This is a genomic window from Pseudomonas sp. 28 E 9, from assembly GCF_900004785.1.
GTDB lineage: Bacteria > Pseudomonadota > Gammaproteobacteria > Pseudomonadales > Pseudomonadaceae > Aquipseudomonas > Aquipseudomonas orientalis_A.
On the sequence record NZ_CVTK01000044.1, the window covers coordinates 95463 to 119414 of the forward strand.

General features: G+C 61.1%; 23 protein-coding genes and 1 riboswitch. Of the genes, 14 read left to right on the forward strand and 9 right to left on the reverse strand.

Going from position 1 to position 23952, the window contains the following annotated elements:
• Positions 1 to 221: 221 nt before the first annotated feature.
• Positions 222 to 1496 (reverse strand): uracil-xanthine permease family protein, encoded by a 1275-nt coding sequence (locus BFQ00_RS13105; protein ID WP_065885798.1) that lies wholly within the window; start codon positions 1494 to 1496, stop codon positions 222 to 224.
• Positions 1497 to 1498: 2 nt separating this feature from the next.
• On the reverse strand, positions 1499 to 2137 hold the full coding sequence (upp, locus tag BFQ00_RS13110) for a uracil phosphoribosyltransferase (protein ID WP_003188608.1): 639 nt from the start codon (positions 2135 to 2137) through the stop codon (positions 1499 to 1501).
• A 163-nt stretch (positions 2138 to 2300) separates the two neighbouring features.
• Here upp and BFQ00_RS13115 point away from each other — a divergent pair, with 163 nt between their 5' ends.
• The 3 genes from BFQ00_RS13115 to BFQ00_RS13125 all read left to right on the forward strand — a co-directional run bounded on the left by BFQ00_RS13115 (position 2301) and on the right by BFQ00_RS13125 (position 3724).
• Complete coding sequence (locus BFQ00_RS13115; protein ID WP_065885799.1) at positions 2301 to 2858, forward strand: hypoxanthine-guanine phosphoribosyltransferase; 558 nt, start codon at positions 2301 to 2303, stop codon at positions 2856 to 2858.
• A 3-nt stretch (positions 2859 to 2861) separates the two neighbouring features.
• Entirely contained in the window at positions 2862 to 3329 is a 468-nt protein-coding gene (locus BFQ00_RS13120) for a WbuC family cupin fold metalloprotein (protein ID WP_065933745.1), read from the forward strand.
• 107 nt (positions 3330 to 3436) lie between these two features.
• On the forward strand, positions 3437 to 3724 hold the full coding sequence (locus BFQ00_RS13125; protein WP_065933746.1) for a PA4642 family protein: 288 nt from the start codon (positions 3437 to 3439) through the stop codon (positions 3722 to 3724).
• Positions 3725 to 3827: 103 nt separating this feature from the next.
• On the opposite strand, the gene mqo is transcribed toward BFQ00_RS13125, so the two are convergent.
• Positions 3828 to 5366, reverse strand: coding sequence for a malate dehydrogenase (quinone) (mqo, locus tag BFQ00_RS13130; RefSeq protein ID WP_065885802.1), 1539 nt, complete (start codon positions 5364 to 5366; stop codon positions 3828 to 3830).
• A gap of 702 nt (positions 5367 to 6068) precedes the next feature.
• Positions 6069 to 6302 carry a hypothetical protein gene (locus BFQ00_RS13135; protein WP_065933747.1) on the reverse strand — a complete coding sequence of 78 codons (234 nt, stop codon included), beginning with the start codon at positions 6300 to 6302 and terminating at the stop codon, positions 6069 to 6071.
• A gap of 182 nt (positions 6303 to 6484) precedes the next feature.
• On the opposite strand from BFQ00_RS13135, the gene BFQ00_RS13140 reads away from it, so the two are divergent.
• Positions 6485 to 7069, forward strand: a complete 585-nt coding sequence (locus tag BFQ00_RS13140) for a YajG family lipoprotein (RefSeq protein WP_065933748.1) — start codon at positions 6485 to 6487, stop codon at positions 7067 to 7069.
• 57 nt (positions 7070 to 7126) lie between these two features.
• On the opposite strand, the gene BFQ00_RS13145 is transcribed toward BFQ00_RS13140, so the two are convergent.
• Complete coding sequence (locus BFQ00_RS13145; protein WP_065885804.1) at positions 7127 to 7336, reverse strand: hypothetical protein; 210 nt, start codon at positions 7334 to 7336, stop codon at positions 7127 to 7129.
• A 184-nt stretch (positions 7337 to 7520) separates the two neighbouring features.
• On the opposite strand from BFQ00_RS13145, the gene BFQ00_RS13150 reads away from it, so the two are divergent.
• Positions 7521 to 7769, forward strand: a complete 249-nt coding sequence (locus BFQ00_RS13150) for a hypothetical protein (RefSeq protein WP_065933749.1) — start codon at positions 7521 to 7523, stop codon at positions 7767 to 7769.
• A gap of 118 nt (positions 7770 to 7887) precedes the next feature.
• On the opposite strand, the gene BFQ00_RS13155 is transcribed toward BFQ00_RS13150, so the two are convergent.
• On the reverse strand, positions 7888 to 9051 hold the full coding sequence (locus BFQ00_RS13155) for a 1-acyl-sn-glycerol-3-phosphate acyltransferase (RefSeq protein ID WP_065933750.1): 1164 nt from the start codon (positions 9049 to 9051) through the stop codon (positions 7888 to 7890).
• A gap of 132 nt (positions 9052 to 9183) precedes the next feature.
• Between BFQ00_RS13155 and BFQ00_RS13160 the strand changes: the two genes are divergently transcribed.
• From BFQ00_RS13160 to BFQ00_RS13175, 4 genes are all read left to right on the forward strand, one after another.
• On the forward strand, positions 9184 to 9366 hold the full coding sequence (locus BFQ00_RS13160) for a CPXCG motif-containing cysteine-rich protein (RefSeq protein WP_065933751.1): 183 nt from the start codon (positions 9184 to 9186) through the stop codon (positions 9364 to 9366).
• 15 nt (positions 9367 to 9381) lie between these two features.
• Positions 9382 to 9642, forward strand: a complete 261-nt coding sequence (locus BFQ00_RS13165; RefSeq protein WP_065885808.1) for a putative signal transducing protein — start codon at positions 9382 to 9384, stop codon at positions 9640 to 9642.
• Positions 9643 to 9678: 36 nt separating this feature from the next.
• Positions 9679 to 10299: an SOS response-associated peptidase gene (locus tag BFQ00_RS13170; protein WP_065933752.1), complete on the forward strand. Its 621-nt coding sequence runs from the start codon at positions 9679 to 9681 to the stop codon at positions 10297 to 10299.
• Between the two features lie 122 nt (positions 10300 to 10421).
• Positions 10422 to 11240, forward strand: coding sequence for a M48 family metallopeptidase (locus BFQ00_RS13175; protein ID WP_065933753.1), 819 nt, complete (start codon positions 10422 to 10424; stop codon positions 11238 to 11240).
• A gap of 142 nt (positions 11241 to 11382) precedes the next feature.
• Here BFQ00_RS13175 and BFQ00_RS13180 read toward each other — a convergent pair whose 3' ends face one another.
• The 3 genes from BFQ00_RS13180 to BFQ00_RS13190 form a co-directional block, all read right to left on the reverse strand.
• Positions 11383 to 11967: a TMEM165/GDT1 family protein gene (locus tag BFQ00_RS13180; protein ID WP_005784895.1), complete on the reverse strand. Its 585-nt coding sequence runs from the start codon at positions 11965 to 11967 to the stop codon at positions 11383 to 11385.
• Between the two features lie 89 nt (positions 11968 to 12056).
• Positions 12057 to 12176, reverse strand: a riboswitch (yybP-ykoY riboswitch).
• Between the two features lie 51 nt (positions 12177 to 12227).
• The gene (locus BFQ00_RS13185; protein WP_065933754.1) at positions 12228 to 13226 is read right to left on the reverse strand and encodes a class I SAM-dependent methyltransferase; all 999 of its coding nucleotides are present in this window, start codon (positions 13224 to 13226) and stop codon (positions 12228 to 12230) included.
• 30 nt (positions 13227 to 13256) lie between these two features.
• Positions 13257 to 14222, reverse strand: coding sequence for a 2-hydroxyacid dehydrogenase (locus tag BFQ00_RS13190; protein ID WP_065933755.1), 966 nt, complete (start codon positions 14220 to 14222; stop codon positions 13257 to 13259).
• A gap of 84 nt (positions 14223 to 14306) precedes the next feature.
• Here BFQ00_RS13190 and BFQ00_RS13195 point away from each other — a divergent pair, with 84 nt between their 5' ends.
• The 5 genes from BFQ00_RS13195 (at position 14307) to BFQ00_RS13215 (ending at position 23818) form a co-directional block, all read left to right on the forward strand.
• On the forward strand, positions 14307 to 14939 hold the full coding sequence (locus tag BFQ00_RS13195; protein ID WP_065892626.1) for a LysE family translocator: 633 nt from the start codon (positions 14307 to 14309) through the stop codon (positions 14937 to 14939).
• A gap of 615 nt (positions 14940 to 15554) precedes the next feature.
• Complete coding sequence (locus tag BFQ00_RS13200) at positions 15555 to 17237, forward strand: fatty acid--CoA ligase (protein ID WP_065933756.1); 1683 nt, start codon at positions 15555 to 15557, stop codon at positions 17235 to 17237.
• A gap of 334 nt (positions 17238 to 17571) precedes the next feature.
• A complete protein-coding gene (locus BFQ00_RS13205; protein WP_065885815.1) occupies positions 17572 to 19431 on the forward strand; it encodes a DUF1302 domain-containing protein in 1860 nt (619 codons plus the stop codon).
• Between the two features lie 42 nt (positions 19432 to 19473).
• Positions 19474 to 20838 (forward strand): DUF1329 domain-containing protein, encoded by a 1365-nt coding sequence (locus BFQ00_RS13210; protein WP_065885816.1) that lies wholly within the window; start codon positions 19474 to 19476, stop codon positions 20836 to 20838.
• A gap of 250 nt (positions 20839 to 21088) precedes the next feature.
• Positions 21089 to 23818 (forward strand): LuxR C-terminal-related transcriptional regulator, encoded by a 2730-nt coding sequence (locus BFQ00_RS13215; protein WP_065933757.1) that lies wholly within the window; start codon positions 21089 to 21091, stop codon positions 23816 to 23818.
• The last annotated feature ends 134 nt before the right edge of the window (positions 23819 to 23952 follow it).

Below are 23952 nucleotides of genomic sequence, written 5' to 3' on the forward strand. Positions count from 1 at the left end.
AGCCTGCGTTCGGCCAGCGTGGTTTAACGGGGCGCCTGAGATCAAGATCAAAAGCAGATCAAGATCAAGAGCGACTCGCTGCGCATCGTGGTTACGGTTGAGCGTTACAGAGTTGTGTAGATACCTATGCCCCGATGAGGCTGTGTCAGTCAATAGATGTATTGACTGACACACTGCCATCGGGGGCAAGCCCCCTCCCACATTGGGTTCCAAGGTGTTAGTTAGAGCAGCGGTTCGTCAGGCTTCTTGTTCTTCCAGCCATCATTGCCCGGCAGCAGCAGGTTCAAACCAATCGCCACCACCGCACACAGGGCGATGCCCTTGAGGCCGAAATCGTCCGGGCCGGTGCCGGTGCCTACCAGCACACCACCAATCCCGAACACCAGGGTCACCGACACAATCACCAGATTGCGCGCTTCACCCAGGTCGATCCTGTGGCGGATCAGCGTATTCATCCCCACCGCCGCAATCGAGCCGAACAGCAGGCACAGAATCCCGCCCATCACCGGCACCGGAATGCTTTGCAGCAGCGCGCCGAACTTGCCGATGAACGCCAGGCTGATCGCGAATACCGCGGCCCAGGTCATGATTTTCGGGTTGTAGTTCTTGGTCAGCATCACCGCCCCCGTCACTTCGGCGTAGGTGGTGTTGGGCGGGCCGCCAAACAGGCCGGCGGCCGTGGTGGCAATCCCGTCACCCAGCAAGGTGCGATGCAGCCCTGGCTTCTTCAGGTAGTCGCGACCGGTCACGCTGCCTACCGCAATCACGCCACCGATATGTTCGATCGCAGGGGCCAGGGCCACCGGCACGATAAACAGGATCGCCTGCCAGTTGAACTCCGGCGCGGTGAAGTGGGGCAGGGCGAACCACGGTGCGGCGGCGATCTTTGCCGTGTCGACCACGCCGAAGTAGAACGACATGGCAAAACCCACCAGTACGCCGGAGATGATCGGCACCAGGCGGAAAATGCCCTTGCCGAACACGGCCACGATCAAGGTGGTCAGCAGAGCGGGCATCGAGATCAGCATGGCCGTCTGGTAGTGGATCAACTCGGCGCCGTCGCCGGACTTGCCCATGGCCATATTGGCGGCAATCGGCGCCATGGCCAGGCCGATGGAAATGATCACCGGGCCGATGACGACCGGCGGCAGCAGTCGGTCGATGAAACCGGTGCCTTTGACCTTCACGGCAAGGCCCAGGAAGGTATAGACGAAACCCGCCGCCATCACCCCACCCATGGTCGCCGCCAGGCCGAACTGGCCCTTGGCGAGAATGATCGGGGTGATGAACGCAAAGCTCGATGCCAGGAACACCGGCACTTGCCGTCCGGTCACCACCTGGAACAACAGCGTGCCCAGGCCTGCGGTGAACAGTGCGACGTTTGGATCAAGACCTGTGATCAGCGGCATCAACACCAGCGCGCCAAATGCTACGAAGAGCATTTGTGCGCCAGACAGGATCTGGCGCCAAAGCGGGTCGTTGAATTCATCCTGCATGGTCACGCGTCCTTCTGCTTGGTGCCGAAGATCTTGTCACCGGCATCGCCCAGGCCCGGGATGATGTAGCCGTGTTCATTCAGGCGTTCGTCGATGGAGGCGGTGTAGATCTGCACGTCAGGGTGCGCTTTCTCGACGGCGGCGATGCCTTCGGGGGCGGCCACCAGCACCATGGCGCGAATGTCGCGGCAACCGGCTTTTTTCAGCAGGTCGATGGTGGCGACCATGGAACTGCCGGTGGCGAGCATCGGGTCGATGATCATGGCCAGGCGCTCGTTGATTTCCGGGACGAGTTTTTCCAGGTAGGTGTGGGCCTGCAAGGTTTCTTCATTGCGGGCCACGCCCACGGCGCTGACCTTGGCGCCCGGGATCAGGCTGAGTACGCCTTCGAGCATGCCGATACCGGCGCGCAGGATCGGGACCACGGTGATTTTCTTACCGGCGATTTTCTCCACTTGTACGGGACCGGCCCAACCGGGGATCTCGTAGGTCTCCAGGGGCAAATCCTTGGTGGCTTCGTAAGTGAGCAGCGCTCCGACTTCCTGAGCAAGCTCACGGAAGTTCTTCGTGCTGATGTCGGCGCGGCGCATAAGGCCGAGTTTGTGTCGGATCAGCGGGTGGCGGATCTCGCGAGTGGGCATGGGAAAGGCTCCGGCGGCGGGCAAAAAAACCGGCCTAGATTAATCTATCCGAGGGTGTTGTCCTATAGACATCAAGTACGTTAGTCCATAAAGGCTTGATTGGAGCGCAGTAGAAGCGTACCTTCGCCCGCTTTTCTTGCCACAGCACCCCCTGGAGAGCGCCATGTCCGCTGATCTCGAGCATATCCGTCAAATCATGCACGAGGCTGACTGCCTGTACACCGAAGCGCAAGTCGAAGCAGCGATTGCCAAGGTCGGCGCGCACATCACCCGCGAAATGGCCGACACCAACCCAGTGGTTTTTTGCGTGATGAACGGTGGCCTGATCTTCGCCGGCAAATTGCTTACCCATCTGCAATTTCCGTTGGAAGCTTCTTACCTGCACGCCACCCGCTATCGCAACGAAACCAGTGGCGGCGATCTGTTCTGGAAAGCCAAGCCGGAAGTGTCATTTATCGACCGTGACGTGCTGATCATCGATGATATCCTCGACGAAGGGCATACCCTGGGCGCGATCATCGACTTCTGCAAACATGCCGGCGCGCGTAAAGTGCACACCGCCGTGTTGATCGACAAAGACCACGATCGCAAGGCGCGCCCCGAGCTGAAAGCCGATTTCGTCGGGCTGCCGTGCATCGACCGCTATATCTTCGGTTATGGCATGGACTATAAGGGCTACTGGCGTAACGCCAATGGCATCTACGCCGTTAAAGGAATGTAATCGATGGCCCGTTTTCTTGATCAGACCTTATTTGCAGAGTTGGCCGAGAAAGCGGGCGACAGCCCCCGTGGCCGGCACCATCACAACTTCCACCAGATGGAAGAGCCGTGTCATCGCCTCGCCGTGGCCCTGCAACCGAGTACCTATGTGCCGCCTCATCGGCACCTGAGCGCGGACAAGGCGGAAACCTTGCTGGTGCTAAAGGGCCGCTTGGGTTTGCTGATATTCAGCGAAACCGGTGAAGTCATCGCCAAGCGTGTCATGCAGGCGGGCGGCGAGTGCGCGGGCGTCGACCTGCCGCCCGGCGTATTCCATGGCCTGGCGGTGCTGGAACCCGATACGGTGATGTTCGAATGCAAGGCCGGGCCTTATCGGCCAGTGGGGGAGGGTGAACTGGCCGCCTGGGCGCCGCGCGAAGGCGATGCCGGTGTGGCCGACTACCAGCGCTGGATGCTCGCTCAGTTCGAGTGAGCTGACCAAAATCCAAATGTGGGAGGGGGCTCTTCAACGCTTTCGAAGCCTGTGCACCACAGGTAGACTTCAAACCCCGTGTCAATGTCTGCAGGCTGGAGTCGGTAATGCGTAAAGATAAAATACAGGTGATCGGTGACGAGATCGGCGACGACCAGATCAAGTTGTTCCTGAACTTCGAGCCGGTCGATGCGACTTCTCCGTCCCTGCACAAACTGATCAAGGCCTATCGCGGCCTGCGTATCGACGACTTCGAGCGCTTCCTGGGGTTCTTCAAGGCTGCCGGCCTGGACCTGGACGGCAAGGATGAGCATGGCCAGACCTTTGTCGACCTGATCAAGGACCAGCGCAACGCCGCCGAGTACATCGCGCTGATCGACAACGCTCGCGGCTGATTATCCGAAGCAATAAAAAACGCCCCGGCCTCATAAGAGTCCGGGGCGTTTCGCTTTTAACGGTAGGAGCGAGCTTGCTCGCGAAGAACCTGAGAGCGCCGCGTTAATCCACTTGCGCTGCGTTATCGTTGACGTTTTTCGCGAGCGAGCTCGCTCCTACAGGCTCCACCAGCTCAAGGCTGATGTTGTTCTGCGTATTGATCGTGCGATATAGCTCGGCATCCGTCTCCAGCACTTTTTCGCGCGCCGGGAAGATCTCATGCAGCTTGGTCGCCCATTCACCGTTGGCTTTCTCCGGGAAGCAGCGCTCGATCAAATCCAGCATGATCGACACCGTCACCGAAGCGCCCGGCGAGGCGCCCAGCAGCGCCGCCAGCGAACCATCCGCGGCGGCAACCAGCTCGGTGCCAAATTGCAGTACGCCGCCTTTCTTCGGGTCCTTCTTGATGATCTGCACGCGTTGGCCGGCCACTTCCAGGCGCCAGTCTTCGGCTTTCGCTTCGGGGTAGAAGCGGCGCAGGGATTCCAGGCGCTGCTCCATGGACTGGCGCACTTCGCTGACCAGGTACTTGGTCAGGTCCATGTTGTCGCGAGCCACTGCCAGCATCGGGCCGATGTTGCCGGCACGAATCGACATCGGCAGGTCCAGGAACGAGCCGTGCTTGAGGAACTTGGTGGTGAACCCGGCGTAGGGGCCGAACAACAGCGACTTCTGGCCATCCACCACGCGGGTGTCCAGGTGCGGCACGGACATCGGTGGCGAACCCACGGCCGCCTGGCTATAGACCTTGGCCTGGTGCTGCTTGACCACTTCCGGGTTATCGCAACGCAGCCACTGGCCGCTGACCGGGAAACCGCCGAAGCCTTTGCTTTCTTCGATGCCCGAAGCCTGCAGCAGCGGCAGGGCCGCGCCACCGGCGCCGAGGAACACGAAGCGGGCGTCCACTTCGCGGCTGTTGCCGCTGTTGACGTCCTTGATGCTGACGGTCCAGCCCGCACCATTGCGCTTGAGGTCGGTGACACGCTTGCAGTACTTGACCTGGGCGTCCGGCGAACTGGTCAGGTGGTTGAGCAGTTGGTTGGTCAGGGCGCCAAAGTTGACGTCAGTGCCATTGATCACGCGGGTGGCGGCGATTTTTTCATCGAGCGGGCGGCCCGGCATCATCAGCGGCATCCACTCGGCCATCTCGCTGCGGTCTTCGGTGTAGTGCATGTCCGAAAACGCATGGTGCTGGACGAGGGTTTCAAAACGCTTCTTGAGGAAGGCAACGCCGTTGTCGCCCTGCACGAAACTCAAGTGCGGGACCGGGCTGATAAAGGACTTGCACGAGCCAAAGGTGCCCTTTTTGGCCAGGTACGCCCAGAACTGCTTTGATACCTCGAACTGGGTGTTGATGTGCACGGCCTTCTTGATGTCGATGGAACCATCGGCGGCCTGCGGCGTGTAGTTCAGCTCACAGAGCCCGGCGTGGCCGGTACCGGCGTTGTTCCAGGGGTTGGAACTCTCCGCGGCACCCGAGTCCATCAGCTCAACGACTTCCAGCTTGAGGCCGGGGTCGAGCTCCTTGAGCAGTACGGCCAGGGTGGCACTCATGATGCCGGCCCCTACCAGAACTACGTCGACTGCTTCGTTATGCGCCATTTAACGCGTCTCCAAAATCTGCAGCACCAAATTGACGGCATGGCTGCCAGGAGTGACGGGGCGATTCACGTGTTGCCCCAGGTTACCCATGGCCAGGATCGCCATGTCCGTTTCGCAATTCTTTGCAACTTCAGCGCACGCTTCCTGCCCGGCTAATCTGCCTATGAACGCATTCATGGGCGCCTGTGGCAATTCGACTTATGGTCAAAGCGTGCGATTCGTGCAACCAATCCGTAGCGGACAGGCTCAAGCTCCGCTTATTGAGGAACGCTCGGTCCTGTGTTGGGCTGTTTCAGACGCTGATGGTGCTTGTACAAACGCCAAACTATTCATTTGCTCGCCACACTCTTGTGAAGTTGTGAAAACCCGTTTTTTTCACGCTCTTTTGAAGACGTGAACCTCAAAAAAGGGCTGCCCCAGCCTGGCACCTGGCCCGCGAAACGGGCAAACAACTCAAGTGGCCGAGCGCAATGGCAGCTCTGGCAGATTCGATAAAGACGGGTGGTTTGCACAGGAAACAGCAAGCACGCCAGCTTCACTCGATCTGTGTGGGCGGCTCTCTGTGGGCGATTGGGAGGTTAATGCCGAGGCAATAACGATGCTGCGGGGCCCGATCAGGAGACGTCCTTATAATCGGGGGGAGATTGTAGCGAAGAACGCCATGGAAATGGGCGTGTTTTATGACTTTTATTAGTGCGCCGGTCAGGAGGCCAACGCTTGGTGCGATTGTGCGCGTACAAACTGAGGGCTGACCCTGGCACTGGCCGGCAGCGGGCGGTGCATCCAGCCCAGATGCGTCTCCGCGACTTCGACCCAGCCTTCACCGACGGGCGGCAGGCTGCATTGCTTGAACGCCAGGCAATAACCGTGGGCATCGAGCAGGGCAAAGTGGCGGTGGCGGCTGTGTGACAGGAACAATGACTTGAGAAGGCGCATGGCTGTGTACCGGTTGCGTTACATGCTTGAAGGTTGTCAGTCTGGCATGACAGGGGAATGACGTTTTGATGGGAAATTGTAATTTGCCGATGTCTTCAGCTGCGGTTCAGGATCGCTGGTGGGTGACGCGCGTGCACCGTTATACTGGCGGCCTGTGTGCGCCTAGTCCTGGAGAAATGAGTATGTTGCAACGCCTGTTGTTCGGTTTGATCACTGTGACCAGTTTGGCTTTGGTTGGCTGCGCCAACAGCCCGCAACAACTCAGCCCGCAACCTAAAGTCACGGCGCAGTTGGCGCCGGTCGGTCACGGCCAGCCTGTATCGGTGCGTGTAGTGGACGGTCGCCCGTCACCGACCCTCGGTTCCCGTGGCGGCCTGTACCCGGAGACCGCGCTGATTTCGGTGACCGGCCAGGACGTGCTGCCCAAGCTGCAGGCCCAGGCTGAAGCCGCTGTGCGTCTGCTGGGCTTTACCCCGACCAATTCGCCCGGCGCGCCGCAACTGACCGTTACCCTGGCCGAACTGAAATACCAGTCGCCCAAGGAAGGCCTGTATGTGACCGAAGCGTCCATCGGCGCAACCTTCAAGTCCGACGTCAGCGCCGGTACCCGTCGCTACAGCGGCCGCTACGCCGCCTCCCTAAACCAGCGCTTCGGCATGTCGCCGAACCAGGAAACCAACACCAAGCTGGTCAGCGACGTGCTCAGCGATGCCTTTACCCGACTGTTCAAGGACCCGAGCATCGGCCAGTTGCTCAGTTCGCAATAAGCTGTTCACGTCAAACCGGGCTCATCGCTGAGCCCGGTTTTTTTATGCCTGTCGCTTTTAGGCGGCGGTATCGACGTAAAAATCCAGCATGCTCACGCCCGTGAGTAAATCCAGTTCCGGCAAGTCGGCATGCGGGTGCCCGGCGAGGGCGCAATACACCAGCCAATGGCGGTCCTGGACATTGAAGGCAAGGCCGCCGATCAGGGCTTCCTGTTCATCGCTCGGGGCGATCAGATACAGCCGGTCCTGGTTTTGCGCGTGCAGCATGACAAGCTCCTCAAACGTCGAAGGGCAACAGAGTGGCCTGTTAAGGTGACGTTCAGGTGACGCTGTAAATTACTGGATACATTAAACCGTCAACGGGGAGGGAGCTTTAAAGGCGCAGGGAGCCACTATCGTTCAGGTTCGTATCTGGACCGATACCCGAATACTGTTTCGCCGAGGTTTTGCGATGGCGCTGCTGATCAATGCTGTTGCCCTGATGGTTGCCTGCTGCGGCGCCATACTGCTGTTCATCACTCGCCTGCGGGCGCAACGGGCGATGGCCGAACTCACCGCGCAAAGTGAAGAGCGCGCCATTGACCAGCCGATGCTGTTTCTGGACACGCGCACCGAACGGGCGCATCGCCAGGCTTACCGCATCGGGTTCGCCGGCCTGGGGTTGGCGCTGGCCATTTCCTGGCTCAGTACCCACTTCTAAGAACACCTGCAGACAAATGTGGGAGGGGGCTTGCCCCCGATAGCGGTGGGTCAGATACAGATAGGCTTACTGACACACTGCAATCGGGGGCAAGCCCCCTCCCACATTGGATCGATGTTTACAGCGCGATCCCGGCCTTGACCCGGTATTGATTGCGCACCGGCGTCGCATATTGCGTCACCAGATACGGACGATGCTCGGACGGGCATTCATTCAAGCGCCGTTCCCACTCCGCCTTCGCCTTGGCCAGCTCATCGGCCGGAAATACGTCTTCGGCCTTGGGCACGTCCAGTTGCGGGTCGGCATCGTTCCATTGGGCGTAAGCCAGGTAGTGCACCGGGAACAGCCGATAACCGCCGAGAATCTGCCGGTCCATTTCGACCGCCAGCAACTTGGTGTCCTCGAAGCGCTCGGTAATCGGTGGCGCGAAATTCACGTGCACCCGGCCTTTGTAACCGGTGATGCCCAGCGCAATGCTCACGTCATCCTCGCCCGGCGCCTTGCTGTAGGTGCCGGTGGTGGCGCGGATATACAGCTCGCGCGCCTTGGCGGCGTCGCACGGATCATACTCGTAGCTGATCGACACCGGCGTCAGGTTCAACGACTGGATGACTTCGGCGAACGGCTCGTCCTTGCGGCTGACGTGGAACATCTTGAGGATCGCCGATTCGGTGCGATCATCCCCATCCTTGGCCCGGCCTTCCGCCTGGGCGATCCAGATCGACTGGCAGTCGTTGCGGATCGAATGGTTGATGTAGGCCGACAGCAACTGGTAGGCCGCCATCTTTTCCTTTCGCCCGGTGATCGAGCGGTGCACGATGAAGCTCTTGTTCAAGCGCATCAGGTCGCTGACAAACGGTTTTTGCAGCAGGTTGTCGCCGATGGCGATGCGCGGCGTCGGCAGGCCGGCATGGTAGACGGCGTAGTTGACGAAGGCCGGGTCCATCACGATGTCACGGTGGTTGGCCAGGAACAGGTAGGCGGTGCCGGACTTCAATTGCTCGACGCCGGTGTAGGTCACGCCGTCGGTCGCGCGGTCGATGGTATGGTCGACGTAATACTCGACTTTATCCTGCAGCGTCGCCACGGTGGTGACGCCGGCAAACTCACGGCGCAGTTTGCGCGCGATCATCGGCTTGAGCAGCCAGCCCAGCGCGCCGGCAAAGCGCGGGAAGCGAAAGTGAGTCAGGATGTCCAGAAAGGCCTTGTCACTGAACAGCCGGTCCAGTACTGCGGGGACTTCGCTGTCGTTGTAAGGTCGGATGGTATCGAATTCGCCCATCATGCTCTCTTGTTAGAAACGGCTAGGGTAAGTAAAGGAAATACCAGGGGCGGCTTGAGTAAACGGGCTCAGCCGGGAATAGCCCTGTCAATAGACCGGCGATTATACGCACAAGTCACCTGGGAGACTGCGATGCTCGAAACTGCGCTGTACGATTGTCCTTATTGTGGGGAAACGGTCGAAACGATGGTGGATTTGTCCGGCGGTGATCAGGTTTATATAGAAGACTGTCAGGTGTGTTGCCGACCAATCACTTTCGATCTGCAGGTTCATGTGGACGAGTGGATGCTCGAAACCCGCAGCGAGAACGAATAAACAACAGGTATTTCCATGCAGCGAATCTACGAACCGGAAAACCTCATGGAAGGCGAGCTGCTGCAACAGATGCTTGCCAGCGAAGGCATCGAGGCGCACCTGGTGGGTCGCCATTTGCTCGGTGGCACGGGTGAGCTGCCGATCTTCGGCTTGCTGGGACTGGAGGTCGATAATGATCAAGCCGCTTGCGCACGCGAGCTCATAACCGCCTATAACGACGCGCAGCCCTTACCCTTTGATGACGCCGACAGCTTGCCCGACGTATTGGTCTGTTAGGCTGTCGGTTGGTTTACCCAAGAGTCGTGTTGCCCCATGTGTGGACGTTATGCCCTGTTTCGCTGGAACCCCGCCTTTGCTGCCTTGCCGGGTTTCCCGGCCGACCAGCAGGCCCAGTGGAATATCTCCCCCAATGATTCGGTGCTGATCCAGCGTGCCATCGATGGCCAGCTCAGCCTGGCGCGTGCGCGCTGGGGGCTCACACCGCCGTGGCTCACCGACCTCTCCCGCACCCCCGCCCACGCCCGCGCCGAAACCGTGGCCGAGCAGCCGATGTTTCGCGAAGCGTTCCGCCAGCGCCGCTGCCTGCTGCCCGCCAACGGTTTTTACGAATGGCGCGGCACCCAGCGCAAGCGCCCGTACTGGCTGACGCCGGGGGAAGGCTCCACGCTGTTTTTTGCGGCGATCTGGGAGGCGTACCCGGTGCAGGAGCAGGTGTGGCTGAGCACGGCGGTCATCACTCAAGCGGCGCAGGCCCAGCGCCGACCGTTGATCCTGGATGAGGCGGGGCAGGCCGCCTGGCTGGACCCCGAGACGCCGCTGCATGTGCTGCAAAGCCTGCTGGCCGGTGAACCCGCCGCGTTGCGCGAGCGGGTGCTGGCCAATATGGTCAACGATCCCAAGCTCAACGGGCCGGAGTGCCTGACCCCGGCTTGAGCCTGAGCTTATCGGCCGGCACGTGGGATGGATCCGAAATACACCCGTTAAACGTCTGATGTATCTGGCGCGGATACAAATGTCCGCCTACGATACGCGCCATGTTTCCAGGGAGCGTGTTCATGAATAAGTCATTGGCGGTAAGTGGGTTGGTTGCAGCGATGCTGCTGGCCGGGTGTCAGTCGGTCAACACTACCAGCGGCGGCGCGGTGGGGGTTGAGCGCAAGCAGTACATGTTCAGCATGCTGTCGAGCCAGGAAGTCGATCAGATGTACGCCCAGTCCTACCAGCAGACCCTGGGCGAGGCCAGTGGCAAAGGGATTCTGGACAAGACCAGCGCCAACGCCAAGCGCGTGCAGGCCATTGCCAATCGCCTGATCGCCCAGGCACCGACCTTCCGCCCGGATGCGGCGCAATGGAAGTGGGAAGTGAACCTGATCAAGAGCGACGAGATGAACGCCAACTGCGGGCCGGGTGGCAAGATCCTGGTGTACAGCGCATTGATCGATAATCTCAAGCTCACCGATGATGAACTCGCCGCCGTGATGGGCCATGAAATCGCCCACGCCTTGCGCGAACACGGCCGCGAAGCCATGTCCAAGGCCTACGGTATCGAAATGGCCAAACAGGGCGCCGGTGCGATATTCGGGCTCGGCCAGGACAGCCTGGCGCTGGCCGATACCGTGGCCAACTATGGCATGACCTTGCCCAACAGCCGCAGCAATGAGAACGAAGCCGACCTGATCGGCCTCGAACTGGCCGCCCGCGCCGGTTACAACCCGAACGCGGCCATCACGCTGTGGAACAAGATGGCCAAGGCCTCGGAAGGCGCGCCGCCGGAGTTCATGAGTACTCACCCGGCGTCTGATAGCCGCATTGCCTCGTTGCAGGCGGCGATTCCGAAGGTCATGCCGCTGTACCAACAGGCCAAAAAATCCTGATATTCCAAGTCTGGTAAAGATCCAAATGTGGGAGGGGGCTTGCCCCCGATAGCGGTGTTTCAGCTAAATATTTATAAGCTGATCCACCGCTATCGGGGGCAAGCCCCCTCCCACATTGGATTGGGTTTACAGCCCTGGTTCCTTAGATCCAGCCACTGCTCTGCATGGCCTTGTACACCGCCACAATCGCCAGTACAAAAAACGCCGTAGCCGCCAAACGCCGAATCAACGTCAACGGCAGCTTCTCCGCCGCAAAATTCCCCGCCAGCACCACCGGCACGTTGGCAATCAACATGCCCAGGGTGGTCCCGATAATCACCAGCCACAATTCCGGATACTGGGCTGCCAGCATCACCGTGGCGATCTGGGTCTTGTCACCGATTTCCGCGAGGAAGAATGCAATCAACGTGGTCAGGAACGGCCCGAACTTGCGCGTGGTGCTGGCTTCGTCATCGTCGAGTTTGTCCGGCACCAGGGTCCACAGCGCCGTGGCGCAGAAGCTTGCCGCGAGAATCCAGTGCAGCACCGCGTCGGAGAAGAAACTTCCGAACCAGGCTCCCACTGCACCGGCAGCCGCATGGTTGGCCAGGGTCGCGGCGACGATGCCGGCGATGATGGGCCAGGGCTTGCGAAAGCGGGCAGCGAGAATGAGCGCGAGCAGTTGCGTCTTGTCGCCGATTTCGGCCAGGGCAACGATTGCGGTAGGTACGAGCAATGAATCCAGCATCAGGTAGGTTTCCAGGGGCGGGTCGACACGGCTATGACACGTACAGCCTTCCCGCCCCGGGTAAGGTGTGCGTGTCATAGGTCTTGTCAGACCCCGGTCCGTCTGTGCGGACTCCTGGGTCGCATACGCCATGGTCTGCTGACCAAGTATGTTGACGTATGCCGGACGAGCATGGCGCTCGTGGGAGACTACTCCCCTAGGACGCTGCGGATTCTGCCTAGGCAAAACCCTTTCGGCAAGCGTTCTTTTTCAAACGCCCGTCAGGGACGCTTGGCCCGGTAGATGCGAAAACCATTGCCCTCGGCCTTGATCGCGCAGATGCCCAGATGCTCTTCGATCAGCGGCTGGTATTTCAGGAAGCTATTGGCGACCAGGCGCAGTTCGCCGCCTTTTGCCAGATGTTTACCTGCTTTTCGCAGCAGGTTTTCCGTAGCGAAGTAATCCGTGTGCACCCCGACATGGAACGGCGGGTTGCTTAAAATCGCGTTCAAACCCATCGGTGCGGCGTCGATGCCGTCACCGGTCAGTACTTCGGCTTCCAGGTCATTGGCAGCCAGGGTCAGGCGGCTGCTGGCGGCGGCGAAGGCGTCCACATCAAGCAGGGTCACGGTGTTGTGCGGGTAGCGACGTTTCACCGCTGCTCCCAATACGCCGGCGCCGCAGCCAAAGTCGAGCAAATGCCCGCTGGGCAGCTTGTCCAGGTGTTCCAGCAACAGTTCGGTGCCCCGGTCCAGGCGACCATGGCTGAACACGCCCGGCAGGCTCACCACCTTGAGCGGCCCGTCGACCAGCGGTACCTCAAAGGTCTGCGCCAGGCTATCCAGGTCGGGCGCTTGCGGCGCGTTGCCCACCGTGACCTGCCAGAGCTGGCAGTGCCGCGCGTTATCCAGCTTGCGCGGTTTGCCGAAGGGGATCATCTGCTTGGCCGCGCTTTCGATGCCGGCCTTTTTTTCGCCCACTAGAAACAGCTCGGCGCCGGGCAGGCGCGCGGCCACGGCGTTGAGCAGGTAGTCGGTGAGGTCTTTGGACTTGGGCAGGAAAATCACCGCGGCATCAAATGCGCGTTCGGGCACCTTCACGCCGAACTGGCTGCGCTCGGGAAAACGCGCCTCCAACGCCGCCTGATCGCCGGCGTGCCAGCTCCAGCCGTGGGCGTTGGGCAGGCGGCCGAGCAAATCGTCGGCAGGCAAGCCGACCAGCAGCAGGTTGCCTTGAAAAAGTTCGGCCTGGCGAAGCAGTACTTCACTGCGCGGATCCATGGTCTGCTCCTTGAAAAGGGGCGCAGTTTATCAAGCGACGACGCGCAGCGGGGCACCGTTGAAAAAGCCCAGGGCGTTTTCGCTCAATTGCGCGACGATCCGCTGCCGCGCTTCACGGCTGCCCCAGGCATTATGGGGCGTGACGATCAGCCGAGGGATATCACCGGCCAGCAGCGGGTTGCCGTTTACCGGAGGCTCGACGCTCAACACATCGGTGGCCGCACCACCCAGGTGGCCGTTGCGCAATGCGTCGGCCAGGGCCTGTTCGTTGATCAAGCCACCGCGTGCGGTGTTGACGATAAACGCGCCGGGCTTGAGCAAGGCTAGTTCGCGCGCCCCGATAAAATCGCGGGTGTGCTCGTTGAGCGGGCAGTGCAAGGTCAGCGCGTCGACCTGTGCCAGCAATTCATCCAGCGGCATGCGGTCGGCGCGGGCAGGGCGCCCGGGAATCGCGCCCAGCACCACGCGCATGCCAAAGGCTTCGGCCAGACGTGCCACGGCGCTGCCCAGTTCGCCATGGCCGAGCAGGCCGAGGGTCTTGCCTTCCAGCTCGACAATCGGGTAGTCCAGCAGGCAGAACTGCCTGGCCTGCTGCCATTTGCCGGCTGCCACATCGCGCTGATAGTCCTTCAAGTGCGTGGCCAGGTTCAGCAGCAGCATGATCGTATGTTGCGCCACCGATGGCGTGCCGTAGCCGTGGCAGTTGCTCACGGTGATGCCCTGGGCACGGGCGGCTTCAAGGTCGATGTTATTGGTGCCGGTGGCCGACACCAGGATCAGCTTGAGCTCGGGGCAGGCCGCCAGGAGCTCGGCGCTGAGCGGAACTTTGTTAGTGATGGCGACTTGAGCGCCCTGCAAGCGTTCGCGCACATTCTGCGGCGTGGTCTGCTCGCACAGCTGCAGCTCGCTGAAGCAGTCACGCAACCCGCTGAGGTCGAGGTCGCCGAGGTCCAGGGAGGGGTGATCGAGGAAAACGGCGCGGCGCTTGTTCATCATCAACTGTACCTTTTGCGGCGGAGTTCGAAGGCGTAATCTGCTGAGCCTATCAGATGAAATAATCCGTTACTTAATGGAGTGCGCATGTACGTCGCCGAGTTTTTGACCGTAGCCTTGATTCACTTGTTGGCGGTCGCCAGCCCCGGGCCGGACTTCGCCGTGGTGGTGCGTGAAAGTGTGACCCATGGCCGTCGCGCCGGCACATGGACTGCGCTGGGCGTCGGTTCGGCGATTTTCCTCCACGTTGGCTACTCGTTGCTGGGCATCGGCTTGATCGTGTCCCAGTCCATCGTGCTGTTCAATGCATTGAAATGGGCGGCGGCGGCGTACCTGCTGTATATCGGCTTCAAGGCGCTGCGCGCGCAACCGGCCAAGCCGCCGGTGGAAGGCGAGTTGCATCGCGAAGTGGGCGAGCGCACCCCGCGGGGCGCGTTTACCGCAGGTTTCGTGACTAACGGTTTGAATCCCAAGGCCACGCTGTTTTTCCTGTCACTGTTCACGGTAGTGATCAACCCGCACACACCGCTGGCGGTGCAGGCTGGTTATGGCGTGTACCTGGCGGTGGCGACGGCGCTGTGGTTTTGCCTGGTGGCCATGCTGTTCAGCCAGCAGCGCGTACGCGCCGGGTTTGCGAAGATGGGGCATTGGTTCGATCGCACCATGGGCGCGGTCTTGATCGCGATTGGGGTGAAGTTGGCATTTACCAGCATGAAATAAGCGCCGCTCACTCAAGCCGGCACGGTCAAAATGTGGGAGGGGGCTTGCCCCCGATAGCCATAGGTATCTACACACCTGCGTAGCACCCAACCGCAACCACGATGCGAAGCGAGCCGCTCTTGATCTGGCTTTTGATCTTGATCTCAGGCGCCCCGTTAAACCACGCTGGCCGAACGCAGGCTTGAATCCGTGGGTAACCCGGCAGGACGCCGGGTTAGCCGCACTGGGCCAGGGATGGCCCATTGCGGCGGCCCACGGATTCAAGCCTTCGTTCGGGCACACCGAGCCTGGGCGAGGTGCCGAGTGGTGGGGCAAGAGCGTTTTGCTTACTTTTGCGCTTTTCAAAAGTGAGCCGCTGTAAAAGCGGAACCCATAGCAGCCGTTACCGCAGAAACGGATATGGACTCGATCTGATCCAACATCCTGGTCGGCCCAGAGGCCGCCATCGGGGGCAAGCCCCCTCCCACATTGGATCGGCATGCGTCCAAGATCATGGCTAAAAGCTAGCATTTACCGGACCCTGCAAATCATTCCTTTGGCTGATTTAGCTGCAACATAACCTCTCTACAGTGCAGGTCTTCACGCCAAGACCGCGCAGTCATAAAAGGGAGTCGTATGTTGCAGACCCGTGTTATCCCACCCGCCGAAGGCGCTTACCAATACCCGCTGTTGATCAAACGCCTGTTGATGTCCGGGGCGCGTTACGAGAAAACCCGGGAAATCATTTACCGCGACAAACTGCGCTACACCTACCCGACGCTGATCGAGCGCGTCGCGCGCCTGGCCAATGTGCTGACCGAAGCCGGGGTCAAGGCCGGTGATACGGTGGCGGTGATGGACTGGGACAGCCATCGTTACCTGGAGTGCATGTTCGCCATCCCGATGATCGGCGCGGTGATCCACACCATCAACGTGCGCCTGTCGCCGGAACAGATCCTCTACACCATGAACCACGCCGAGGACCGCTTTGTGCTGGTCAACAGCGAGTTCGTGGGGCTTTACCAGGCGATCGCCGGACAGCTCACCAGCGTCGACAAGACCGTGCTGATCACCGACGGCGACAGCAAGACAGCCGACCTGCCCAACCTGGTGGGCGAGTACGAAACCCTGCTGGCGGCGGCGAGCCCGACGTACCACTTCGAGGATTTCGACGAGAACTCCGTGGCCACCACCTTCTACACCACCGGCACCACCGGCAACCCCAAGGGCGTGTATTTCACCCATCGCCAACTGGTGCTGCACACCATCGGCGTGGCGACCATCATGGGCAGTGTCGACAGCGTGCGTTTGCTCGGCACCAACGACGTGTACATGCCCATCACACCAATGTTCCACGTGCATGCCTGGGGCCTGCCTTACGTGGCGACCATGCTCGGTTTGAAGCAGGTCTACCCCGGCCGCTACGACCCTGAATACCTGGTGGAGCTATGGCGCAAGGAAAAGGTCACCTTTTCCCATTGTGTGCCGACCATCCTGCAAATGGTGCTCAATGCCAAGGCCGCCCAGGACGTGGATTTCGGCGGTTGGAAAATCGTCATCGGCGGCAGCGCCCTCAACCGTTCGCTGTACGAGGCCGCCAAGGCCCGTGGCATTCAGTTGACGGCTGCGTACGGCATGTCCGAGACCGGGCCGCTGGTGTCCTGTGCTCATCTCAATGACGAGCTGATGGCCGGCAGCGAAGACGAACGTACCACCTATCGGATCAAGGCCGGTGTGCCCGGGCCGCTGGTGGAGGCGGCGATCATGGACACCGATGGCAACTTCCTGCCTGCCGATGGCGAATCCCAGGGCGAGCTGGTACTGCGCGCACCCTGGCTCACCGAGGGCTATTACAACGAGCCGCAAAAGGGCGCCGAGCTGTGGGCCGGTGGCTGGATGCACACCGGTGATGTCGCCACTCTGGATGCGTTCGGCGTGATCGATATCCGTGACCGCATCAAGGATGTGATCAAGACCGGTGGCGAGTGGGTCTCGTCCCTGGCCCTGGAAGACCTGGTCAGCCGCCACCCGGCGGTACGCGAAGTAGCGGTGGTGGGGATGGCCGACCCGCAGTGGGGCGAGCGCCCGTTTGCCCTGTTGGTGTTGCGTGATGGCCATGTGATAGGGGCTCGTGAGCTCAAGGAACACCTCAAGCCGTTCGTTGAATTGGGCCACTTGAGCAAGTGGGCGATTCCGAGCCAGATCGCCGTTGTTACTGAAATTCCCAAGACCAGCGTCGGCAAGCTCGACAAAAAACGTATCCGTATCGACATCATCGAATGGCAGGCCAACAACAGCACGTTCCTGTCGACCCTGTGACGCCGCTTGCCGTCCCCGTTCGGGGGCGGCAATGCTCTATCTCAGGCCTTTACTTGTGATTTGTGGAATTTCAGCCATCCTTGCCGCGTCGACCTTCGTCGGCGTGGCGAAAGGGTCGGGGCAGACGGGTTGGTGATGCAAATCACACTTTAGAGGGATCAAGCACTACCCCCTGCTGGCTATAGTCCCTTCCAGAGTTTTTCGCGGATGTTGCGCTTCGGGTGAAGGTGGCCCGGTTGTCGCTCGGCATTGGAATCGTTGTATCCCGGCCGTTACATGCATCTTCCGAAAGAGCTCGCTGCCATAACAATAAAATGCACATGGAGTAGCGTCGATGACCTCAGTAAACCAGTTCTGGCGCCGGGCACGTCTGCCCCTGGCCGTCAGTCTCGCTTCTACGCTCGCCGGGCCCGCATTCGGCGTCAGTTTCAACATTGGCGAAATCGAAGGGAGCTTTGACTCATCCCTGTCGGTAGGCGCCAGTTGGAGCACGTCCAAGGCCAATCGCGACCTGATCGGCGCCAATAACGGCGGCAGGGGCCTGTCCCAGACCTCCGATGACGGGCACCTGAACTTCAAGCGCGGAGAAACCTTTTCGAAGATCTTCAAAGGTATCCACGACCTGGAACTGAAATACGGCGACACCGGTGTGTTTGTGCGTGGCAAGTACTGGTACGACTTTGAACTCAAGGACGAAAGCCGTCCGTTCAAGGACATCAGCGACAACAACCGCAAGGAAGGCGCCAAGTCTTCCGGCGGGCAGATCCTCGATGCGTTCGTCTACCACAACTACTCGATCGCCGACGCGCCGGGTTCCGTGCGTTTCGGCAAGCAGGTCGTGAGCTGGGGCGAAAGTACCTTCATTGGCGGCGGTATCAACTCGATCAACCCGATCGACGTCTCGGCGTTTCGCCGTCCGGGGGCCGAGATCAAGGAAGGCTTGATTCCGGTCAACATGTTCTACGTGTCCCAGACCCTCACCGACAACCTGTCGGCCGAGGCGTTTTACCAATTGGAATGGGACCAGACCGTCACCGACAACTGCGGCACCTTCTTCTCGCAGCCGGACGTTATTTCCGACGGCTGCAGCAACAACCTGCGGGTACTCAACAAGCGCTCGACCATCCCTGCCGCAGCGCTGCCGACCCTGGGCGCGCTGGGTGTGGACGTCAACAGCGAAGGCGTACTCGTGCGCCGTGGCCCGGACCGTGATGCCCGCGACAGCGGCCAGTTCGGCGTGGCCATGCACTATAACTTCGAACCGCTGGATACCGAATTCGGCGCCTACTTCATGAACTACCACAGCCGTGCGCCGATCTTCAGCGCACAGGGCGCGCCATCGGCGGCCTACACCCGTCCGCTGGGCCCGCTGGGGGCATTGCGTCCGCTGATCGTGGCGGGCAGTTCGAACTACTTCGTCGAGTACCCGGAAGATATCCGCCTCTACGGCCTGAGCTTCTCCACCACCTTGCCCACGGGCACCGCGTGGAGCGGTGAGTTGAGCTACCGGCCGAATGCGCCGGTGCAGTTGAGCACCACCGACATTCTGTTCGCCGGTGTTACGCCGATCCCGGGGTTTGGCAATGCGTCCGTGCTCAAGGGCACGCCGGGCCAGGACCTGCACGGCTACAACCGCAAGGAAGTGACCCAGTTCCAGACCACCTTCACGCACTTCTTCGACCAGGTGATGGGCGCCAGCCGCCTGACCACCGTCGGTGAAATCGGCGTGACCCATGTGGGTGGCCTGGAAAGCAAATCCCAGGCCCGCTATGGCCGCGACCCGGTATTTGGCCCTGGCAGCTTGCCAGGTGGGTTCTGCAACGCCCTCAACAATTCGACCGCAACCGGTGCCGGCCTGCCCAACGCTGCCGGCCTGAACACCAACTGCAACAACGACGGCTACACCACCGCAACCTCCTGGGGCTACCGCGCCCGTGCCATCTGGGAATACCCGGACGTGTTCGCCGGGGTCAACCTCAAGCCCAACGTCGCCTGGTCCCATGACGTCAAAGGTTACTCGCCAGGCCCTGGCGGCAACTTCGAAGAAGGGCGCAAGGCGGTCAGCCTGGGCCTGGATGCCGAATACCAGAACACCTACACCGCCAGCCTGGCCTACACCAACTTCTTTGGTGGCAAGTTCAGCACCGTGGATGACCGCGACTTTGTCGCGCTGAGCTTCGGCGCCAACTTCTAAGCACACTCTTTTCAAGTGGTATGTATTCAGGAAGTCCAGAACATGAAAATAACTAAAAGTCTGTTGCACGTGGGTGTGCTTGGGCTGTCGATCCTGGCGAGCAACGTCATGGCGGCGGTGTCGGCGGATGAAGCAGCCAAGCTGGGCACCAGCCTGACCCCGATGGGCGCCGAAATGGCCGGGAACGCAGCCGGCACCATCCCCAAATGGTCGCCGATGCCGGTGAACGCAGGGGCGGTGGATGCCAAGGGTTTCCTGGCCAACCCGTACGCCAGCGAACAACCGCAGTTCACCATCACCGCGCAGAACGTCGAGCAATACAAAGACAAACTGGCCCCCGGGCAGTACGCGATGTTCAAGCGTTACCCGGACAGCTTCAAGATGCCGGTGTACCCGACCCATCGCGGCGCCACGGTGCCGGCTGACGTGTTCGCCTCCATCAAGAAAAACGCCACCACGACCAACCTGGTGTCCGGCGGCAACGGCCTGGAAAACTTCGAGACGGCGGTGCCGTTCCCGATTCCGAAAAGCGGCGTCGAGGTGATCTGGAACCACATCACCCGTTATCGCGGCGGCAGCGTCACCCGCCTGGTGACCCAGGCCACGCCGCAAACCAACGGTTCCTACAGCCTGGTGTACTTTCGCGACCAGTTTGTGTTCCGCGACAAAATGAAGGACTTCGACCCGAAAAACCCCGGCAATGTGCTGTTCTACTTCAAGCAGCAAGTCACCGCGCCGGCGCGTCTGGCCGGTGGTGTTCTGCTGGTGCACGAGACTCTGGACCAGGTCAAGGAACCGCGTTCGGCGTGGGTCTACAACGCCGGGCAACGCCGCGTGCGCCGGGCGCCGCAGGTGTCCTATGACGGGCCGGGCACGGCCGCCGATGGCCTGCGCACCTCCGACAACCTCGACATGTACAACGGCGCGCCGGACCGCTACGACTGGAAACTGGAAGGCAAGAAGGAAATCTACATCGCCGCCAACAGCTACAAGATCGACGATCCGAAGTTGAAATACGCCGACATCATCAAGGCCGGCCACATCAACCAGGACCTGACGCGCTACGAGCTGCGCCGCGTCTGGCATGTGGTCGCGACCTTGAAGGAAGGTCAGCGCCACATCTATGCCAAACGTGACTTCTACATCGACGAGGACACCTGGCAAGCTGCGGTGATCGACCATTACGACGGCCGTGGCCAACTGTGGCGCGTCGCCGAAGCCCATGCCGAGAACTACTACGACAAGCAAGTGCCGTGGTATGCCCTGGAAACCCTCTACGACTTGCAGTCCGGCCGCTACCTGGCCCTGGGCATGAAGAACGAAGAGAAGCAGGCGTATGACTTCGGCTTCACCGCCACCACCAGCGACTTCACCCCGGCAGCCCTGCGCCAGGACGGCGTTCGCTAACCTGCGCTGATCCTCAAATGTGGGAGGGGGCTTGCCCCCGATAGCGGCGCGACAGTCGATGCATGTATTGACTGACCCATCGCCATCGGGAGCAAGCTCCCTCCCACATTTGTTTGGTGTGTCTGTAGGGATATTTTTTGTCGCAGTTCTTTTTCAGACATTTGTTGCAAAGATCTACAATCCCGCCGCTTTTACCGCTAGTCTGCGGACATCTGCAATGCCGACAACAGCCTTCTACAAGAGCCCGGCGATGACTGATCTGTCCCGAATCCAGGGGCCTGCCGGCGCGGTGATTCCGAGCCTGGAAGGCCGTTTCTACAGGCCGCCGTTGCCCGACGGTTACGTGCTGCGTCCACGCCTGTGCGAACGCCTGGGCGCCGGCCTGGAAGGGCGGCTGTTGCTGGTCAGCGCGCCGGCGGGGTTCGGCAAGAGTTCCCTGGCGGTCGAGTTCTGCCAGAGCCTGCCGGCCCACTGGCAAAACCTGTGGCTGGGCCTGAGCCCACGGGACAACGACCCTGGCCGTTTTCTCGAGCGCCTGCTCGAAGGCTTGCGCGCGTATTTCCCGCAACTGGGTGCCCAGTCCCTGGGCTTGCTGAAAATGCGTCAGCGTCACCAACCCTTCGCCTTTGAAGAATGGCTCGATGGCCTGCTCGATGAGCTGACGGTGCATTTGTCTGTCCACGCGCCGCTGCTGCTGGTGCTCGATGACTACCATTTGGCCCAGGGGCCGGTGCTGGACCGTTGCCTGCAGTTTTTCCTCAATCATCTGCCCGATGGCCTGGTGATGCTGGTCACCAGCCGCCAGCGTCCGGACTGGCACCTGGCGCGCCTGCGCCTGTCGCGGCACCTGCTGGAACTGCATGAGCAGGACCTGCGCTTGACCCATGACGAATCCCTGGCCGTGCTGCACCGGCACAGCAGTTCGCTGCGCGGTGAGGCTCTGGAGAACCTGATCCGTCGCAGTGAGGGCTGGGTCGCCGGCCTGCGCTTCTGGCTGCTGGCGGCCTCCGAAGCCGGCAGCGGCGGTGCCTTGCCCCAGGGCCTGAACGGCGGCGAAGGACTGATTCGCGATTATCTGCTGGAAGAGGTCATCGACTGCCTGCCTGCGCAGGTGCAGGCGTTCCTGTACGACACCGCGTCCCAGGAGCGTTTCTGCAGCGAGCTGTGCGACGCGATCCGCGAGGCCCATGACAGTCCGGAAATCCTGCGCTACCTGCAGGCCCACCAGGTATTTCTGGTGCCGTTGGATGAACAGGGCCACTGGTACCGTTACCACCATTTGTTTTCCGACCTGCTGCGCGCGCGCCGCGAGAAGAGCGCCACCTTGCCCCTGGCCAGTCTGCACCTGCGGGCCTGTCGCTGGTTCAACGCCCAGGGCTTGATCGATGAGGCGGTGGAGCAGGCGCTGCGGGCCGGTCACCTGGATGTGGCGGCGAACCTGGTGCAGAACCTGTCCGAGGAACAACTGCTGGCGGAACAGAATATCGGCATGTTGCTGCGCTGGAAAATGGACTTGCCCGACAGCCTGTTGATCAGCACGCCGCGCTTGATCGTGCTCTACAGTTGGGCGCTGGGGTTGGCGTGCCAGTTGGACGCGGCGCAGGAATTATCCAGCTACCTCAGCCGCTTCCTGCCGGCGCCGTCGGCCACCGCGCAGAAATCCATGCTGGCCCAATGGCTGGCACTGAGCGGGATCATCGCCCGTGGGCGAGGGGATCGCGAATTGACCCAGCGCTATTGCAGCGAGGCGTTGGAGAGTCTGCCGCACAAGCGTTATGGCCAGCGCCTGATGTGCCTGTCGACCTTGTCCAACCTGGCGATCGTCGATGCCGATCTGTGGCGTGCCCGTGGCCTGAATCGTGAGTCCCTGGAATTGGCGCAGCGTGTCGGTAACCCGCTGTTTGAAGCCCTGGCCCATTACGACCGCGCCCGGGTGCTGCAGGCGCGCGGCGAGGTCCTGCGTGCCCTGGACGAAGTGCGCCAGGGCCTGCAGCGCCTGCACGGGCTGGCGGCTCAGCGGCTGTATGCCGTGCGCGCGCGATTGTCGCTCTATGAAGGTTTCCTGTTGCTGCTGCGTTACCAGCCCGAAGCCGGCCTAGCGCGGTTGCGCGCCGGCCTGACTGAAGCCCGCGCCTGCCGGGATATCAGCGTGCTGATCGGGCATTGTGTGATCGCCAGCTTCGAAGGCCGGCGTGGCGATTTTTCCACGGCTTTTGCCGAACTGGCCGAGGCTGAACGCCTGATGCACATCTGGGACGTGCCGCCGATCTACTACCTGGCGATGATCACCCTGATCAAATGCGAGCTGTGGCTGGCCCAGGGCCGTACCGACCTGGCCGAGGCCTGGCTGGCCCGGCTGGGACAGACCTACACCGGTGAGCAGGCCGCCGCCGCACCGGAGTTTCACCCGCACTTGCCGCAACATGTGGAGCTGCAACAGGCCGCGCTGGATGCCATTCGCCAACAGCCCGACAAGGCGCTGCAACGGCTTGAGGACTTGGCGCAACAGGCGCTCAATAGCGGTCGCCAGATAATCGCCCTGATCGCCCTGGCCCAGCAGGCGCATTTGTTGCTGGCGTGTGGTCAGCAAGCCAGGGCCGGGTTGGTGCTGGCTCGCGCCCTCGAGGCCGGTACGGGGGGCGCACTGCAACCGTTCCAGCGGTTGCTGGAGCAATACCCGCAGTGGATGCGCGAGCAGTTGGGCAAGCATCCACATAACGTGCTGAACCAGGCGTTGCTGGCACTGCTACCGGCAATCGCCGCCGTTGAGATCTCCCCTCACCATGAAACCCTGAGCACACGGGAGCTGGCGGTACTGCAACTGATCGCCCAGGGCTGTTCAAATCAGGAGATCAGCAACCAGCTGTTCATTTCCCTGCACACCGTGAAAACCCACGCCAGCCATATCAACAGCAAGCTCGGCGTGGAACGCCGTACCCAGGCGGTGGCGCGGGCCAAGTCGATGGGGCTGCTGGGCTGATGGCGCCGCGCATTGTGCAGCGTTGAATTGAATGATCCACCGCTGTCGGGAGCACGTACCTCCCGAACCTGAATGATTCATGGCCTGGCTCCGGTTTGCGTCTCGCTCACGGAATTTTTACCGCTTGTCGTGTT